The following is a 17,289-nucleotide window of genomic DNA, read 5'->3' as shown; positions in this document are numbered from 1 at the left end:
ACGCCCGAACCCACATCACGCACAAAGACCGCCCATGCCCCGGAACACCCATCGCGCCCGCTACGTTCCCCCGTTCGCCGCCATGCTCGCCACGCTGCTCGCATGCGTGCCGGCCGCGTCTTACGCAGGCTGGTACGAAGTCGCGAACTACACCGGCACGATCGGCAATGCCCCCGTCCACGTGTCGCTGCAGACCTACGACGCAATCAACCGCAACGACGCGGGCCGCTGGCGCGTCGACGGCAGCTACTACTACGACGCGCATCGCAAGCCGATCCCGTTGCAGGGCCACCGCGAGCCCGACGGCCGCATGACGCTGTGCGAAGCATCGCCGCCCGCATCGAACGCCGACTCGCCGGTCGTACCGGCCGCCTCGCCAGCGCGACCGAAGCCTTGCCCGATCGCGCTGAACGTCGCCGGTAAAACGGCCACCGGCACCTGGGACGACGGCCGCAAGACATTCCCGATCACGCTGAACGAAGTCGGGCGGCTGAACGACAACGATCAGGATCACCTCCAGCTCGACGGCACCGTCGATATTCCGATGTGGTATCGCACGAAGACACACATGCTGGTCGGCGTCTACGCGCTGTCCGACAAGTGCGGCATGGCGATGCAGTCGCTGCGGGCCATCAACATCGCGACGGGCCGCATCGACCGCACGATCCCGCTCGACTGCGACGCGGGGATGGTGATGACGTCGATCTACGCGAACGTCGCCGACGCGCGGCGGGCCGGCTACGTCAGCGTCGAGTACCGCGGCGGCAAGATGGGTTACGAGGAGGACGTATCACTCGGGCTGACGTCGTCTTCGTCAAAGTAAGCCGGCGTCACCTGTCTCCCGTGCGTAGCGAAATGCACGCCGCATAGCCGAAAACCGCCCTCGCGTTTTGACCGGCACGGCCGCTCGTGTTGACTCAGCCGGACATCGATCGCGCTTGCCGCCGCAACGCCCCGCTGCAAGCGCGTCACGCGCCTGTCCCGGGTCTTTCACGGATTGACCGCGCCATTCGACCTGCCCGAGACTGCGCCGCTCAGGCGGTCATTGGGAGAACGTCATGCCGGACACCAGCACGGAGATCGCCACGATCTCGACGCGCGCCGTACGCGGCCACGAACGCGTCGACTTCTGGGTCGACCACGTCGCTCGCACGCTCGTGCGGATCGAATGCAGCGGCAAGTCGTCCGAAGGCATCGACGCATCGCTGCGCAGGCGCGATCTCGGACTGTTCGGCGCCTGCGACATCGTCGCGAACCGGCACGCGGTCGTGCGCACGTCGCACAACATCCACGCGGACCAGCGCGACGCCGTGTTCATCTGCCTGATGCACGCCGGGCAAGGCTATACGTTCCAGGATGTCGACTGCATGCAGCACGGGCCCGGCGACCTCGTCCTCTACGACACGTCGATGCCGTACGGCCACGGCTTTCCCGCCGACATGGCGATGACCGTGCTCGACGTGCCGCGCGACGTGTTCGAGGCGCGCGTCGGTCCGTGGCGCTACCGCAGCCTCGTCAAGATCGACCGTGACGACGGCGTCGCATCGTGGGCCGTGCGGCAGGTCTATGCGCTGCTCGCCGCGCCGCAGGAGCCGACGCCCGATGCACGCGAACGGCGCGCCGCCGCGATCCTCGATCTCGTGCAGTCGATGCTGCGGCTGCGCGACGGCGACGCGTCGCCGACCAAGTCGACCGTCCACACGCTGTCGCGCGCCAAGGCGTTCATCGACAGCCATCTCGCCGACGACGATCTCGACAGCCAGTCGGTGAGCCGCGCGATCAACCTGTCGCCGCGCCAGCTCGCGCGCGTCTTCGAAATCGAAGGGATGCCGCTCACGCGCTACATCCTCGCACGGCGGCTCGAACGCTGCCGCGCCGACCTGCGCGACCGTTCGCTGAAGCACCTGACGGTCAGCGAGATCGCGTTCCGCTGGGGCTTCAACAACAGCGCGCACTTCAGCCGCAGCTATCGCGCACGCTTCGGCGAGACGCCGAGCGATACCCGCGCGCCGGCGCCGGCCGACGCGCGCTAGTCCGTCATCTGCCACCCGCCACCCGCCGCCGTGTCCCTGCGAGGCAAGCACGGCGTCCGTCCCGGTCAAATGGGGCCGCATAGCGGTCGCTAAGCTGACTTCCTGCGCGGCGGCACTCGTTTCGCCGCCCGACAGCGAGGAGAAGAAGCGGGATGGAGACGTACGACCATATCGTCGTCGGCGGCGGTTCGGCCGGTTGCACGGTTGCGCACCGCCTGGTGAAGGCCGGCAGGCGCGTGTTGCTGCTCGAGGACGGCCCGAAGGACGACAGCCTGTTCATCCGGATTCCGGCGACGTTCATCCGCGTGCTCGGCACGCGGCGCACGGTCACGTTCGAGAGCGAGCCCCAAGCCGGTGCGGCGGGACGCAAGACCTACGTGCCGCAGGGCCGCACGCTCGGCGGCGGCAGTTCGGTCAATGCGATGCTGTACGTGCGCGGCACGCGCGACGACTATGACGACTGGGCCGCGCTCGGCTGCACCGGCTGGGGCTGGGACGACGTACTGCCCGTGTTCAAGCGCGCCGAATCGCACCTGCGGCTCTCCGAGCCGTTTCACGGCATCGACGGGCCGCTGAAGGTCGGCGACACGCGCTTCCGGCATCCGCTGAGCCTCGCGTTCGTGAAGGCCGCACAGGAAACCGGCATCGCGTACAACGACGATTTCAACGGCGCCGCGCAACATGGCGTCGGCTTCTACCACACGACGATCTTCGACGGGCAGCGCGGCAGCACCGCGGCCACCTATCTCGCCGACGCGATCGGCCACCCGAACCTGCGCGTGCTGACCGGCTGCCGCGTCGCGCGCATCCGGTTCGACGGCCGGCGCGCGACCGGCGTCGAATGGCGGACGGAAAGCGGCGCGACGGGTTCGGCCGCCGCGCGCGCCGACGTCGTGCTCGCGGCCGGTGCGCTGAGCACGCCGAAGCTGCTGATGCTGTCGGGCATCGGGCCCGGCGCACACCTGCACGCGCACGGCATCGACGTGCTGCACGACAGCCGCGACGTCGGCGCGAACTACCAGGATCATCTCGAAGTCTCGATCTACGGCCGCAGCCACGCGCCGGTCAGCCTGCTGGGTGAGGATCGCGGACTGAAAGCGTTACGGCACGGGCTGCAGTGGATGCTGTCCCGCACGGGCCTGCTGACGTCGAACGTCGTCGAATCCGGCGCGTTCGTCGACACCACCGGCAGCGGCCGCCCGGACATCCAGTTCCACGTGCTGCCGACGCTCGTCGGCGACGTCGATCGCGAGCCGCTGCCCGGCCACGGCCTGTCGATCAACCCGTGCCTGCTCAGGCCGCGCTCGCGCGGCTCGGTGCAACTGCGCGGCAACGATCCGGCCGCGCCGATCCTGTTCGACAGCGGCGCGCTGTCCGATCCGGCCGATGTCGAGGGCCTCGTGCGCGGCGTCGCGCTCGCGCGGCAGATCATCCGTGCGCCGTCGCTTGCACGCATCGTGCGCGAAGCCGAGACGTTGACCGACACGGCACTCGCCGACTATGTGCGACACCGCGCGAAAACCGTCTATCACCCGGCCGGCACCTGTCGCATGGGCAACGACGAGCATGCAGTCGTCACGCCGCGCCTCTCGGTGCAAGGCGTCGACGGATTGCGGATCTGCGATGCGTCGGTGATGCCGCGCATCGTGTCCGGCAACACGAACGCGCCGACGATCATGATCGCGGAGCGCTGCGCCGAGTTCATGCTGGCGGAGTAACGCAACACGGCGCGCGGGCGCTTTCGTTCACGACAATAAAAAAACGGCGCGTTTTTCACGCGCCGCCACTCCATCCGCATCGTTTGCCGGAATCAACTCCCGGCCGTGCGCGCCGCGTCACGCAGCGCCATCGGCGACGCCCCGTAGCGCTCGCGAATGGCACGGCTGAAGTGCGCCTGGCTCGAGAAGCCCCAGCGGAACGCGATTTCGCCGACGCTCGTCTTGCGCAACCGCGCATCGGTCAGCTCGCGATGCGCATGCGACAGCCGCTCCGACCAGATGTGCTGCGTGATCGACTCGCCTTCGGCCGCGAAGAGCCGGCTCAGATGCCTCAGCGACAGCCCGACCGCGTCCGCGACGGCCTGCGGCCCGAGTTCCGGGTCGCCGAGATGCGTCGCGATGTACTGCTTCGCGGTCAGCAGATACGACAGCGACGCACGCGACGCGCCCGCACCGTTCACCTCCGCATCGATGAGTTCCGCGATCAGCGTGCGCGTGTGTTCGGCGAACCGCGCGGCGTCACGTTCGACCGGATCCTTCATGAAGCGCTCGACGCTCGCGCGCAACGTCGCGCCGAGCATCGCGCCCGCGCCCGGCTTCGGTGCGATCCGCAGCGGCAGCGCGGCCAGTTCCGCATCGAGCCGGTCGTCGAACGTCGTGATCGGGATATCGATCAGCAGCTGCCGCATCGGCGTCAGGAATCCGAACAGATAGGGCACGCGCGTGTCGTAGACGACGACATCGCCGGCGTCCGCGAGCAGGCAGCGGTCGCGCTGGATGAAATACGCGCGCCCGCTCAGGATCTGGCACGCGAACAGCGACTCCTTCGGCAGCTGGCGCACCAGCGCGGGGCTGCGCTCGATCACGTGATCCTGGCCGCTGATGTCCGCGATGCCGAGGCCCGGCAGCGCGATATCGGTCTTCTCGACCTCGAGCCCGGCCGGCGACAGCGACGAACAGCGCAGCCCGACCAGCGTCGCCGCATTGAACGCGTCCCAGTACGCCATCCTGTCGCGCGCCGGCACGTCGGCCGTCGAGCCTCGCGTGCGGGAAAAAACGGTCGAATTCGTCACGTCGCCTCCTGCTGGCGCCTGTCGTGCGGAGCAGCACGGATTGGGGGATGGTTCGTCTGGATTTTGGTGCGATGCAATGTCCGGCGCGGTCAAGCAATTCGTCCAACCCAGTCAAGAGCGGCGCGCACCGGCTGGCTAAAGTCGAGCCCACGACAACTCATACACCAGGAGACAAACCGTGGTCGACAAAGCCGTAGCCGAATTCTGGCAAAACATTCCACCGATTGCCAATCCGTTCAAGCCCGATGCGTTGCCCGATGCGTACATCGCGAACGCGGCCACCGACGACGAGCGCTATTACGTTCCGTTCACCGAAACGGTTTCGTCGCGGCCGCTGTGGATCTCGCCGTCGCAGAACAAATGGTGCGACATCCTGATGGCCAAGGAAGCCGGGCTCGTGAACCGGCACTATCACCCGCACGAGGTGTTCGCTTACACGCTGTCGGGCAAGTGGGGTTATCTGGAGCACGAATGGACCGCGACGCGCGGCGATTTCGTGTACGAGACGCCGGGCGAAGGCCACACGCTCGTCGCGTTCGATCACCCGGAGCCGATGCGCGCGTTCTTCATCGTCAAGGGGCCGCTGATCTGGCTCGACGAGGAAGGGAATCCCGACGGCTACTTCGACGTGCACTCGTACATCGCGATGTGCAAGGCGCATTACGAGAAGGTCGGCCTCGGCGCGCAAGCGATCGAGAAGCTGTTCCGCTGACGCGCGGCGAGGCTCACCATGACATCCCCTTCCTCCTCCCGATCCGCCTGGACGTACGAGAACAGGCTGCTGCTGATCCTGTTCATGACGTTCGGCTTCGTGTTCTTCGACCGCCTCGCGCTGTCGTTCCTGTTCCCGTTCATGTCGGCCGAGCTGCACCTGACGAATACGCAGCTCGGCATGGTGTCATCCGCGCTCGCGCTCACGTGGGCATTGTCCGGCGCCGCGACGGGCGCGTGGTCCGACGCGCGCGGCACGCGCAAGCCGCTGCTGATCGCGGCCGTGCTCGGTTTTTCCGTGTGTTCGGCGCTGTCGGGGCTCGTCGGCGGCTTCGCGAGCCTGATCGCGTTCCGCGCGTTGATGGGCATCGCCGAAGGCCCCGTGCTGCCGCTGTCGCAATCGCTGATGGTCGAAAGCTCGACGCCAAGCCGCCGCGGGCTGAACATGGGCTTGCTGCAAGGCTCCGCCGCCGGCCTGCTCGGCGCAATGATCGGCCCGCCGGTGGTCATCGGCATCGCAACCACATACGGCTGGCGCGAAGCGTTCTACGTGTCGTGCGTTCCGGGCTTCCTGATCGCGTTCTGCATCTGGCGCTGGGTGCGCGAAGTGCCGCCCGGCGGCGTGCGGCACGCGCAGGCCGATACCGCCGGCGCGCCGGCCGCAAGCGGCGCGGCAGTCAGCCGCTGGGCGTTGCTGAAGGAACGCAACATCCTGCTCTGCATGCTGATCAGCTGCTTCTTCCTCACGTGGTTCATCGTGATCATCTCGTTCGCGCCGGTGTTCCTCGTGGAAAGCCGCCATCTGTCGCCGTCCGACATGGGCGTCGTGATGACCTGCCTCGGCGCCGCGTGGGTGTTCTGGGGCTTCGCGGTGCCGGCGATCTCCGACCGGATCGGCCGCAAGCCGACGATGATCGTGTTCGCACTGATCGCGGCCGTGTGCCCGGTCGTGCTGATCCATGCCGGCTCGCTCTGGGCGCTCGGCGCGCTCGTGTTCGCCACGTACACGGGCCTCGGCTGCTTCACGCTGTTCATGGCGACCATCCCGGCGGAAACGGTGCCGCCGCGCGCGATCGCCAGCGCGCTCGGCCTGATCATGGGCGCGGGCGAGCTGATCGGCGGCTTCGTTGCGCCGACCGTCGCCGGCTTCGCGGCCGACAAGTACGGCCTGCAGTTCGCGATGTGGACGTCGGCCGCCGGCGCGATCCTCGCGTGCGTGCTGTCGTTCGGCCTCGTCGAAACGGCGCCTGCCGTGCTGCGCAAGCGTGCACTCGCCGGCACCGCCGCGAGCCGTCTCGATGCACAAAACCTCGGAGGTCGCTGACATGCGGGCACTTCAATGGCATGGCCCGCGCGACGTCCGTCTCGTGGAAATCGACCCGCCGCGCGTCGGCCCCGGCGACGTGCGCATCGCGGTCGCGTACTGCGGGATCTGCGGCAGCGACTTGCACGAATACGCGGACGGCCCGCACGCGATACCGGTCGACACGCCGCATCCGCTGTCGCGCCGCACCGCGCCGCTGACGCTCGGCCACGAGTTCTGCGGCACCGTCGTCGAAGTCGGCGAAGGCGTGACGGCGCTACGCGCGGGCGATCGCGTCGCGGTCGAGCCCGAGTATCGCTGCAGCCAGTGCGCGTATTGCCGCACGGGGTCGTACAACCTGTGCGTGTCGATGGGCTTCGCCGGGCTGATGGGCGACGGCGGCATGGCCGACTTCGCGGTCGTGCCGGCGTACATGCTGCATCGCCTGCCCGACGGCGTGAGTCTCGAACAGGCCGCGGTGATGGAGCCGGCGGCCGTCGCACTGCACGCGTTGCGGCGTGGCGAACTGCGGCTCGGCGAAACCTGCGCGGTATTCGGGCTCGGGCCGATCGGGCTGCTGCTGATCATGCTCGCGAAGCTGCAGGGGGCGACCACGATCGTGGCCGTCGACGTGTCGCCCGAACGGCTCGCGGCGGCCTCGCGCTTCGGCGCAACGCATACGTTCGATGCACGCGCACTCGGTGCACCCGCGCTGCAGGACGCGATCCGAGCGGCCACGGGCGGGCTCGGCGTCGACGCGAGTTTCGAAGCGGCCGGCCTGCCGGCCACGTTCGAATCGGCGATGCAGGCGCTGCGCAAGGGCGGCCGCGTCGTGATGGTCGGCCTGATGCCGCATGCCGGCTTCGACGCGTTCCGCGCGGTCAACGACGAGCTGACCTTCACGGCGAGCGTCGGCTACCGGCATGCGTACGAAGACCTGCTGCGCATCGTCGCGTCGGGCGCGCTCGACCTCACGTCGATCGTCACGCGCACCGTGTCGCTCGAAGACGCCGTCGCCGACGGCTTCGACGCGCTGCTCGCCGACCGCGCGCAGATCAAGATCCTCGTTTCACCCGCGCAACGGCCGGCCCGTCGCGCACACACCATCGGGAGCGTCGAGCATGAGTCGTCAGTGGGCGTTTGAGGGCCAGTCCGTCGTCGTGACGGGCGGCACGTCGGGTATCGGTGCGCGCACGGCGATGCGGTTCGCGGAAGCCGGCGCGTCGGTCGTCGCGCTCGGGCTCGACGCGGCCGGCCCGCATGCACCCGTGCATGCCGGCATCCGCTGCGTGGAACTCGACGTGACCGACAGCGATGCGCTGACCCGCACGATCGCGGCCCTGCCGCGGCTCGACGTGCTCGTCAACGGCGTCGGCATCAGCCGGCACGCGGACGAATACCGGATGGACCAGTTCGAGCTCGTGCTCAACGTGAACCTGACGTCGGTGATGCGGGCGTCCGACGCCGCACGGCCGGCGCTGTCGGCGCACGGCGGCAGCATCGTCAATGTCGCGTCGATGTACACGTATTTCGGCAGCAAGGACCGTCCCGCTTACAGCGCGAGCAAGGGCGGCATTGCGCAGCTCACGCGCTCGCTCGCGCAGGCGTGGGCCGATCGCGGCATTCGCGTGAACGCGGTCGCACCCGGCTGGATCGACACGCCGCTCAGCAGCGGCCTGATGGCCGACATGCAGGCGTCGCGGCGCATCCTCGAACGCACGCCGCTCGGGCGCTGGGGCACGGCCGACGAAGTCGCAGACGTGATTCTGTTCCTGTGCTCGCCCGGTGCATCGTTCGTGACCGGCGCGGTCGTGCCGGTCGATGGCGGGTATTCGACGGTCTAGCGCGCTGCTGGACGAGCATCGGCAGGCTCGCTCGCGATTTCTGCCGACGCCCATCACATACCAACTTTCTTAGCTTGCCACTGATCCGGGATTCATCCGGTTCAGCTTTGTTCATATCAATCAGTAGTCCAATCAAAAATATCCGATCCGATCGGAAACATGTGAGGAGCACATTGGAGATGACGAAAAAGACCCTTCTGGCGCTCGCGGCATGCGCCATTCCCGCCGTATCGTTCGCGCAGAGCAGCGTGACGATGTTCGGGCTGATGGACGCCGGCATCAGCTATGTCAGCAATCAGGGCGGCCACGGCGCCGCGAAGTTCGACGACAACATCTTCTTCCCGAACCTGCTCGGCTTCGAAGGCAAGGAGGATCTCGGCGCGGGCACGCGCGCGATCTTCCGGCTCGTCAACCAGTATTCGCTCGGCAACGGCTCGATCATCGGCGGCGGGCTGTTTGCGCGCCAGGCCTATGTCGGCGTGGAAAACGACCGCTACGGCAAGCTGACGCTCGGCAACCAGTACGAGTTCATGGTCGACGCGCTGGCCGCGAGCGGCAACGAGATCGCACAGGATCTCGTCGGCCTGTACGGCTTTCGCAACGGCCCGTTCGACAAGCTCGCGTTGCCGAACAACCCGACCGGCGCATTCGACTGGGATCGCGTCGCGGGCAGCAATCGTGTCGCGAATTCGATCAAGTACACGAGCCCGTCGCTGTCGGGCCTGACCTTCGGCGCGCTGTACGGCTTCGGGAACGTCGCCGGGTCGGTCGGCGCGAACAACACGGTGAGCGTCGGCGCAAGCTACGACAACGGCCCGTTCGGCGCAGGCGCGGCCTATACGAACCAGAAGTACGGGGCGACGAACGGGCTGCCGCCAACCAGCGTGCGCAACTGGGGCGCGGGCGTGCACTACACGCTCGGCACGGTCACGGGGAAAGCGCTCGTCACGACCGTACACAACGCGCAGAACGGCGCGGGCGCGTGGTCGGCTGAAGCCGGCGCCGCGTGGCGACCGTCGCCGGCGTGGGTGATCGGCGCGAGCTACACGTACATGAAAGGCAACGACACGCTCGACAACGCGCACGCGCACCAGTTCCTCGCCGCCGTCCAGTACTGGCTGTCGAAACGCACGATGGTGTACGTGGCGGGCGTGCATCAGCGCGCGAACCACGGCAGCAACGCGCAGATCAATGGCGTGATGGATGCGAACGGCGCGTCGAGCGGCGCACTGCAGTCGATCGCGCGGGTCGGGTTCAGCACGCGGTTCTAGGTCGCTGCCCCGGCGAATCCTGCGGGCGATCCTGGGCCCGGATCGCCTGACGACGCGGGCGCGGAGCCGGTCGCTCTGCCGCCTGCGTCGTCACACGCTGCCAGCCGTCCTCCGATCGAATCGGATCACGACGAATGCATGCAACCGCGACTAACCCGACGAATCCGCACCACCCCCAACCTGCATCCCCGCATCCCGACACTGCGACGGCGTGACCCCGAAGCGCCGGCGAAACAGGCGCGCGAAATACGCCGGATCGGAAAACCCCGACTGCAGCGCGAGGCGCGTAATGCTCGCCCCGTCGGCACCGGTCTGCGACAGCACTTCGTGGCACTTCTCGAGCCGCAGGCGCTGGATCATCGCCTGCGGCCGCTCGCCGATCGATTCGAACGCCTGGTAGAGCGTGCGGCGGCACACCTTCAATGCCGCCGCAATGCGATCGGGCGACAGTTCGCCGTCGTCCAGATGCCGATGAATGTATTGCTGCGCGTCGCGCAGCAACGTCTCGCGGATCTTGCGCCGCGAAGCGGGCGCCGTGCCGTCCGTGAAATCGATCGCCTCGGCGAGCAACGTCGCCACCAGTTCCAGCACGCCGAAGCGGCTGCGCGGATTCATGCGCCGACCCTCGGCGATCATCGCCTGCAGGCTGGCGAGCGCCACGGCCGCGCCGCCCGTCGTCGGCATCGCACGGCCGATCGCGTGCCGGGCCAACGCCAGCAGCGCATCATGGTCGGCCACTTCGCACAGCATCGTCACGAATTCGCCGTGTGCGTCGCTTTGAATCCAGTACGGGCTGCTCGCCTCGTACAGCGTGAAATGCCCTGGCGGCACGATCACTTCGCTCGCGCCCTGCTCGAGTCTCGCCACGCCGCTCAGTTGCCAGATCACCTTGACGTAGCGGTGCTTCAACGTCTTGCACGCGTCGCGCCCGATGGAGGCGCTATGCGCGCTTGCCGAAATGCGCGCCACGCGGCAGCGCGCATGATCGAACACGTCGACGTTTGCGTCGAATTCGCCGGACGCGCCGGCATTGAGCTCCAGCGGAAAGAACCGATGCCGGATCTGCTCCGACCAGCACGACACGCCGCCCTCCCGCCGCGGCGGATGCGCTCCCGAATCGATCATGACGTTCGCCTCCAGAAATATCCGGCTTTCAAGTACGTCCATTGCGTGGCCGCCTGCGTGCGCACGCAGCGGGCGCGACGATCGACTCGCCCGGCTTCCGGCGCGTGTGCGGCGACACGCGCCCGGCCAGCATCGATGAGAGGGGATCGGCTCGTAGCGTACGGCGCGTCGATGCAAAAGAACATTCGCACAACTCCCATGCGCGGCCGGAACGCTACCTGACGCAGTAAAGATTTCACCTAGATGCACCGCACTCCTGATGGCTCTGCACGCAAACACATGCGAGCAAGAAACTGGCGCGGCACCCTGCTGACGGGCGGAAACCGGCTTCCGGCCGGCCTTCACGTGCGTGGCCGATGCCGTCGCTCACGCCGCCCGAAGACAAACGGCGGCCGCTCGCGCGCCGCAGGAGGAGACAAACGATGAAACGACTTTCCATTGCCGTGATGCTGTCCGCGCTCGCGGTCGCGCACGGCGCTCACGCAACCGAAGGCGGCGGCTCCGTCTACCCGACCGGGGCGGAAGGCTACCTGTGCTGCGCACTGCCGCCGCCGGGGCTCTATGCGCTGATCTATGCGGAGCGCTACCACGCGGGTGAACTGCGCGACAACGACGGCCGCAACGTCGCACCACCGGACTTCAGCATCACCGCGTATTCGGTGACACCACGGATCGTGTGGGTCACGCCGTACACGTTTGCCGGCGCGTCGCTGGCCATGCATGCGCTGCTTCCGCTCGTCACGCTCGACGTGCACGCGGGCGGGCAGGCGCAGCGGCGGACCGGTATCGGCGACATGACGTTCGGGCCGGCGCTCGGCTGGCACGTCACGCCGACGCTCCAGACGCTGCTCGCCGTCGATGTCTTCGCGCCGACGGGCCGGTACGACAAGAGCGACCTGGCCAACATCGGCCGGCACTACTGGGCGATCCAGCCGATCGCGGGCATCTCGTACGGCGGCCGTACCGGGCCGGTGTTCGACGCGAAGCTCATGTGGACCTTCAATCAGCGCAACCACGCGACGGACTACCAGTCCGGCCAGGAATTCATCGTCGACTATTCGGCGGGCTGGGGTTTCGGCAATGGCCTGACGGTTGGCGCGGGCGGCTATGTTTACCGGCAGATGACGGACGATTCACAGGCCGGGCAAACCATCGCAGGCAATCGTGGCCGTTCGTTCGCGATCGGCCCGTCGATCAAGTACGACAGCGGGAAAGGCTGGTTCGTGACCGCCAAATACCAGATGGAAACCGATGTGCGAAACCGCCCGGAAGGCGCGGCGTTCTGGCTCAAGGCCGTGTTTCCGCTCTGAGGTGAACGGATCCGCGTCGGCGTTTCCCGACGCGAAGCCGGCGCAGGTCATCCCTGCGCCGCCTCTTTCATCGACCGAGCAGCAGATCGGCGCCGCGTTCGCCGATCATGATTGCCGGCGCATTGGTATTGCCGCTCGGCACCTGCGGGCAGATCGAGCAGTCGATCACGCGCAGATTGGAGAAGCCGTGCACGCGCAGCGTCTTCTGGTCGACCACCGACGTGCGCCGGTCCGTGCCCATCCTGCAGGTGCCGGCCGGGTGATAGACGGTCTTGATGTCCTGCCGCACGAATCGTTCGATTGCCGGCAGATCGTCCGGATCGATCCGGGCCGGCGCGACGACCTCCTTCACATGCGCCTGCAGCGCCTTCGCCGACAGGATCCTGAGCCCGGCCTGCACGGCCCGGATCTGGCCGTCGAGGTCGGCCGGGTCGCTCAGGAAGTTCGCGTCGATCCTCGGCAGGTCCGCCGGGTCCTTGCTGCGCAACCCCACTTGCCCGCGCGATTTCGGTTGCAGATGGCCGACCTTGACCGACATGCCGTGCTCGCTCGCCGGCGGCTTCTCGCCCGGCGTGTTGTCGAAATTGTCGAGCAGCGGCAGGAAATGGAACTGAACGTCCGGCCGCCCGGTGCCCAGCGTATCGATGAATGCGCCGCCTTCGAGGATGTTGCTGGTCAGCAGCCCGCTCCTGAAGCACTTCCATTGCAGGAAATGGCGCATCGCCCGCAGCCCCGTGTTCTCGCCGTAGAGGCTCGCCGGCGTGCGAATCGACGCCTGCACCGACATGTGCAGATGATCGTGGAAGTTCTGGCCGACCGGCAACGCGGCAACCGGATCGATCCCGAGCGCGGCAAGATGCTCCGCCGGCCCGATGCCGGACAGCATCAGTACCTTCGGACTCCCGATCGCGCCCGCACTCACGACGACCTCGTTGCGCACACGCACGGACACGGGCGCATGTCCGCCTTCGCTGAACTCGACCGCGACCGCACGCCCCGCATCGGTCCGGATCCGGTGCACGAGCGCGCCGGTCACCACCTTCAGCTTCGCGTCGTTGCGCACCGACGCCAGATAGGTCTGCGCGGTGCTCGCGCGTTCGCCGTTGCGCGTGGTCGTCTGGTAATAGCCGATGCCCTGCTGCACTTCGCCGTTGAAGTCGTTGACGTAGCGCAGCCCCATCTCCTGCCCGGCCCGGATGAACGCGGCCGTCAACGGATGGCGATAGCGGTTCTCGCTGACGGGCAGCGGGCCGGTCTGGCCGTGATACGCGGGCCCCAGGCTTTCGTTCGCTTCCGCCTTCATGAAATACGGCAGCACGTCGTCGTAGCGCCAGTCCGTGCATCCCCACTGCGTCGCCCAGTCGTCGTAGTCCTCGCGCTGCCCGCGGATATAGATCATCCCGTTGACCGAACTGCCGCCGCCCAGCACCTTGCCCTGCGCGATGATCATGCTGCGACCGTTCGCGTTCGGCTGCGGTTCGGTCATGTAGGGCCACGATTTCTTCTGGAACACCTGCATCACGCCGCCCGGAATCCGGTGAAACGGATTGTCGTCGCGCGTGCCGGCCTCCAGCAGCAGCACCGAACCGGCATGCTGCTGAATCAGCCGCGCGGCCACGACGCATCCGGCGGAACCCGCGCCGATGACGACGTAATCGAAGGTCAGGTCTTGAGTAGTCATGTGTCTGTCGAGTGGGATAGGCGGGCGAGCAGCGCAACGCCCGCGATCTTGTTGTTGTGTCTGCGTGCCGGAACGTGCGCGGCTACATCGCGATCGTGACGACCTTCTCCTCCAGGTACGCATCGAGCCCGCTTTGCGACAGGTCGCGCCCGACGCCGCTCTCCTTGAGGCCGCCCCACGGCAGCCGCGCGTCGAGCGGGCTCCACGCGTTCACCGCGACCGCGCCGCACCGCAGCCGGGCCGCGGTGCGGTGCGCGGTCGCGAGATCGCGGGTCCACAGCGACGCGGACAGCGCGTAGACGGTGTCGTTAGCCAGCGCGACGGCCTCGTCTTCCGTATCGAACGGAATGATCGTGCCGACCGGCCCGAACACTTCGTCACGCGCGATGCGCAGCGCCGGATCGACGTTCGCGAACACCGTCGGCCGCACGAAGAAGCCTTGCGACGGCACCGGCTCGTCGCCCGCGACCATCGTCGCGCCGTCGCGCAGCGCCGCCGCGATATGCGTCTTCACGCGATCGGCATGGCGGGCGCTGATCAGCGCCCCCATCTGCGTCGCCGGGTCGAACGGCGTGCCGACCCTGACCGACCGCGCCGCATGCGCGAGCGCGCCGACGACGTCGTCGTAGTGACGGCGCTGCACCAGCACGCGCGTGCCGGCCGCGCACGTCTGCCCCTGGTTGACGAACAGCCCCATCGCGACGCCGGCGATCGCCTGCTCGAGATTCGCGTCGTCGAAGATGATCTGCGGCGCCTTGCCGCCGAGTTCCAGCGTCAGCCGCTTGAACTGTGCACCGGCTTCGCGCGCGATCGTGCGGCCGACCTCGGTGCTGCCGGTGAAGCTGATCTTGTCGACACCCGGGTGATTGACCAGCGCGGCGCCCACCGACGCGCCGATGCCGTGCACGAGATTCACGACGCCCGGCGGAAAGCCCGCCTGCGCCGCCAGGTCCGCCAGCGCGCCGACCGCAAGCGGCGCGTCCTCCGACGGCTTGATCACGACCGTGCAGCCGGCCGCGAGCGCGGGTGCGAGCTTCCAGCACGCGATCATCAGCGGCGCATTCCACGGCACGATCAGGCCGGCGACGCCGACTGCTTCGCGCACCGTGTAGTTGACGGTCGGACGCCCCATGAAGCCGCCGGTCGGAATCTGGCGGCCTTCGAGCTTGTCCGCCCATCCGGCGAAGTAGCGCAGCGTGTCGATCGACATCGGCAGGTCCATCATGCGCACTTCCATGGCCGGGCGCCCCTGTTCGCGCGCGAGCAGCTCGACGAAGCGTTCCGCGTCTTGCTCGAGCAGGTCGGCCAGCCGATGCAGCAGCTTCGCCCGCGCCGCGCCGGGCAGCCGGCTCCAGTGCCCGCCGTCGAATTCCGCGCGGGCCGCGCGCACGGCCCGGTCGACGTCGGCGCCGGTGCCGGCCGCCACGCGTGCAAGCAGGTGTCCGGTGCACGGTTCGAATTTCTCGAACCACTCGCCCTGCGCGGCGTCGCATGCGTCGCCCGCGATCCGGTGTTGAAGGGTGTACTCGGCTGTCATGGGGCTGTCTCCAGATTAAGGGCCGATCCGGCGCTGAAAGGCGGATCGGCGTATCTGGCCCACTGTAGGACGCGGGTTGCGGCGCCGCTGGGACATCCGTGCATCGAATGCAGGATTCACATGCACGCGCGCGCGAAGTGTCCGTCGTCACCGTTCGCATGCACGCCGGCGCCGCGCTCGGCTTGCGCCGCCAGCGCTCGACTGACGCGCGCATGGTTGGCGCGTCGCACGGCCGGCGGCATCGACGCGTACGCCGCGTCGCGAATCAACGCATGGCGGAACGAATAGAACACGCGATCGCGCCGATGCTGCGCGTACATGATCCGTTCTTCGAGCAGCAGCCGCAGGTGCGCGTCGAGCGTTGCGCGATCATGCGGCGACGCCGCGGCGAGCAGGTGCGCATCCACCTCGAGCCCGATCGTCGCGGCGAGCTGCGCGGTGTCGCGCGCGTCGTCAATCCGGTCGAACGCGCGCCCGAGCATCCCGCCGAGACTGAGCGGGAGTGGGCACGGCTCCGTCGTCCGCAGCCCCGCGAGCGAGCCATCCGCTCCGCTCATCACCAGCTCGCGCGCGACGGCCTCGATGAACAGCGGAATGCCCGCCGTACGATGGACGAGCGGGTCGAGCCGGGCCGGATCGAGTACGCCGTCGCCCAGGTACGCCGACATCAGGCGCCGCGCGTCGTCGCGCGGCAGGCGGCGCAGAATCAGGCGTTCGGTCGCGCCACGCCAGCGCGCGAGCCGGGCGGGCCGCGACGTGAGCACGACGCAGAGCGCCGCCGCGCGCGGCGAGCGCTGCAGGTACGCAAGGAAATCCTCGGTCGAGCGGTCGATCCACTGCACATCCTCGACGACGAGCAACACCGGCGCGCCGTTGCCGAGCGACACGATCAATTGCTCGAGCACGTCGAACAGCGCGTACTGTTCGCGCGCGCTCGACCACCGTGTCTCGTTCGCCTCGCAGGCTAGCCCCAGCCAGGTCGAGAGCGCGACACGGGCCGCCACACGATCGCATTCGAGCGGCGCGAGCATCGCGTCGATCGCCGCGCGCGTGGTACCGGGCGGACTGTCGGCATCGAGTTGCCAATGCGCGCCGATGAACCGCAGGATCGGAAACAGCGCATGATTCTCCCGCTCGGGCAGGCACCCGCAATACGCGAACGCGTGGCCCTGTGTCCGCACGGCCTCGCACAGCGCGTGCACGAGGCGCGACTTGCCGATTCCCGCATCGCCGACGACGAGCCGCGGCACGCCGCGCATCGCACGACGATGGCGTGCGCGCGTCGCCTGCCACGCGCGCAGCAGTGCGTCGAGTTCGCGCGTGCGGCCGATCATCGGCGCCCGCATGCCGCCGTCGAGCGAATCGAACGGCGTATCGGCCCGACACTCGCCGAGCAGTTCATGCACCGGCTGCGGCGCGAGGCCCGCCCGCGCCAGCCGCAACCCGGTCGGCCGGAAGTCGGCATGCCGTTCGAGCGCGGGCCGCGCATCGTCGCTGGTCAGGATCTGCCCGGGCCCGGCAAGCCGCAACAGCCGAGACGCGGCGGCCGGCGTCGATCCGCCCGACATCTGCGACGCATGCGCGAGCACCTGCCCGACGTGAATCGCGGCGGCCACTTCGACGCGCCAGCCATCGTCGCCGACGGCGTCGCACGCATCGGCCGACACCGGCAGCCGTGCGCGA

At 68.2% G+C, this 17,289-nt stretch carries 14 protein-coding genes; 9 read left to right on the top strand and 5 right to left on the bottom strand.

Annotation, left to right across the window (positions count from 1 at the left end; all coding sequences use genetic code 11):
• The first annotated feature begins 34 nt into the window (after window positions 1-34).
• The 3 genes from G3N93_RS07305 to G3N93_RS07295 all read left to right on the top strand — a co-directional run bounded on the left by G3N93_RS07305 (window position 35) and on the right by G3N93_RS07295 (window position 3,751).
• Entirely contained in the window at window positions 35-823 is a 789-nt protein-coding gene (locus tag G3N93_RS07305; RefSeq protein WP_206132669.1) for a hypothetical protein, read from the top strand.
• A 235-nt stretch (window positions 824-1,058) separates the two neighbouring features.
• Window positions 1,059-2,033, top strand: a complete 975-nt coding sequence (locus tag G3N93_RS07300; protein WP_174940401.1) for a helix-turn-helix domain-containing protein — start codon at window positions 1,059-1,061, stop codon at window positions 2,031-2,033.
• 152 nt (window positions 2,034-2,185) lie between these two features.
• On the top strand, window positions 2,186-3,751 hold the full coding sequence (locus G3N93_RS07295) for a GMC family oxidoreductase (protein ID WP_206132668.1): 1,566 nt from the start codon (window positions 2,186-2,188) through the stop codon (window positions 3,749-3,751).
• Between the two features lie 92 nt (window positions 3,752-3,843).
• Here the strand turns inward: G3N93_RS07295 and G3N93_RS07290 are convergent, their stop codons facing one another.
• Window positions 3,844-4,824 carry a helix-turn-helix domain-containing protein gene (locus G3N93_RS07290; protein ID WP_206132667.1) on the bottom strand — a complete coding sequence of 327 codons (981 nt, stop codon included), beginning with the start codon at window positions 4,822-4,824 and terminating at the stop codon, window positions 3,844-3,846.
• A 178-nt stretch (window positions 4,825-5,002) separates the two neighbouring features.
• Between G3N93_RS07290 and G3N93_RS07285 the strand changes: the two genes are divergently transcribed.
• The 5 genes from G3N93_RS07285 (at window position 5,003) to G3N93_RS07265 (ending at window position 9,953) form a co-directional block, all read left to right on the top strand.
• A complete protein-coding gene (locus G3N93_RS07285) occupies window positions 5,003-5,536 on the top strand; it encodes a 2,4'-dihydroxyacetophenone dioxygenase family protein (RefSeq protein ID WP_206132666.1) in 534 nt (177 codons plus the stop codon).
• 18 nt (window positions 5,537-5,554) lie between these two features.
• Window positions 5,555-6,859, top strand: a complete 1,305-nt coding sequence (locus G3N93_RS07280; protein ID WP_174940409.1) for an MFS transporter — start codon at window positions 5,555-5,557, stop codon at window positions 6,857-6,859.
• Between the two features lies 1 nt (window position 6,860).
• Entirely contained in the window at window positions 6,861-7,982 is a 1,122-nt protein-coding gene (locus tag G3N93_RS07275) for a 2,3-butanediol dehydrogenase (protein ID WP_206132665.1), read from the top strand.
• Window positions 7,960-8,682 (top strand): SDR family NAD(P)-dependent oxidoreductase, encoded by a 723-nt coding sequence (locus G3N93_RS07270; protein ID WP_174940414.1) that lies wholly within the window; start codon window positions 7,960-7,962, stop codon window positions 8,680-8,682. Before G3N93_RS07275 ends, G3N93_RS07270 begins: the two co-directional genes overlap by 23 nt.
• A gap of 179 nt (window positions 8,683-8,861) precedes the next feature.
• A complete protein-coding gene (locus tag G3N93_RS07265) occupies window positions 8,862-9,953 on the top strand; it encodes a porin (RefSeq protein WP_206132664.1) in 1,092 nt (363 codons plus the stop codon).
• A gap of 150 nt (window positions 9,954-10,103) precedes the next feature.
• On the opposite strand, the gene G3N93_RS07260 is transcribed toward G3N93_RS07265, so the two are convergent.
• Window positions 10,104-11,078: a helix-turn-helix domain-containing protein gene (locus tag G3N93_RS07260; protein WP_206132663.1), complete on the bottom strand. Its 975-nt coding sequence runs from the start codon at window positions 11,076-11,078 to the stop codon at window positions 10,104-10,106.
• 422 nt (window positions 11,079-11,500) lie between these two features.
• Here G3N93_RS07260 and G3N93_RS07255 point away from each other — a divergent pair, with 422 nt between their 5' ends.
• The gene (locus G3N93_RS07255) at window positions 11,501-12,388 is read left to right on the top strand and encodes a transporter (protein ID WP_206132662.1); all 888 of its coding nucleotides are present in this window, start codon (window positions 11,501-11,503) and stop codon (window positions 12,386-12,388) included.
• Between the two features lie 67 nt (window positions 12,389-12,455).
• Here G3N93_RS07255 and G3N93_RS07250 read toward each other — a convergent pair whose 3' ends face one another.
• The 3 genes from G3N93_RS07250 to G3N93_RS07240 all read right to left on the bottom strand — a co-directional run.
• Window positions 12,456-14,069 (bottom strand): GMC family oxidoreductase, encoded by a 1,614-nt coding sequence (locus G3N93_RS07250; protein ID WP_206132661.1) that lies wholly within the window; start codon window positions 14,067-14,069, stop codon window positions 12,456-12,458.
• An 82-nt stretch (window positions 14,070-14,151) separates the two neighbouring features.
• Window positions 14,152-15,606, bottom strand: a complete 1,455-nt coding sequence (locus G3N93_RS07245; protein WP_206132660.1) for an aldehyde dehydrogenase — start codon at window positions 15,604-15,606, stop codon at window positions 14,152-14,154.
• 116 nt (window positions 15,607-15,722) lie between these two features.
• On the bottom strand, window positions 15,723-17,289 hold a 1,567-nt coding region (locus G3N93_RS07240), incomplete at its 5' end, for an AAA family ATPase (RefSeq protein ID WP_241026446.1).

Source organism: Burkholderia sp. Se-20378 (assembly GCF_017104665.1).
In the GTDB taxonomy this organism is placed as follows: domain Bacteria; phylum Pseudomonadota; class Gammaproteobacteria; order Burkholderiales; family Burkholderiaceae; genus Burkholderia; species Burkholderia lata.
The sequence above is the reverse complement of the archived record's forward strand: the minus strand, read 5'-3'. Positions and strand labels throughout refer to the sequence as shown.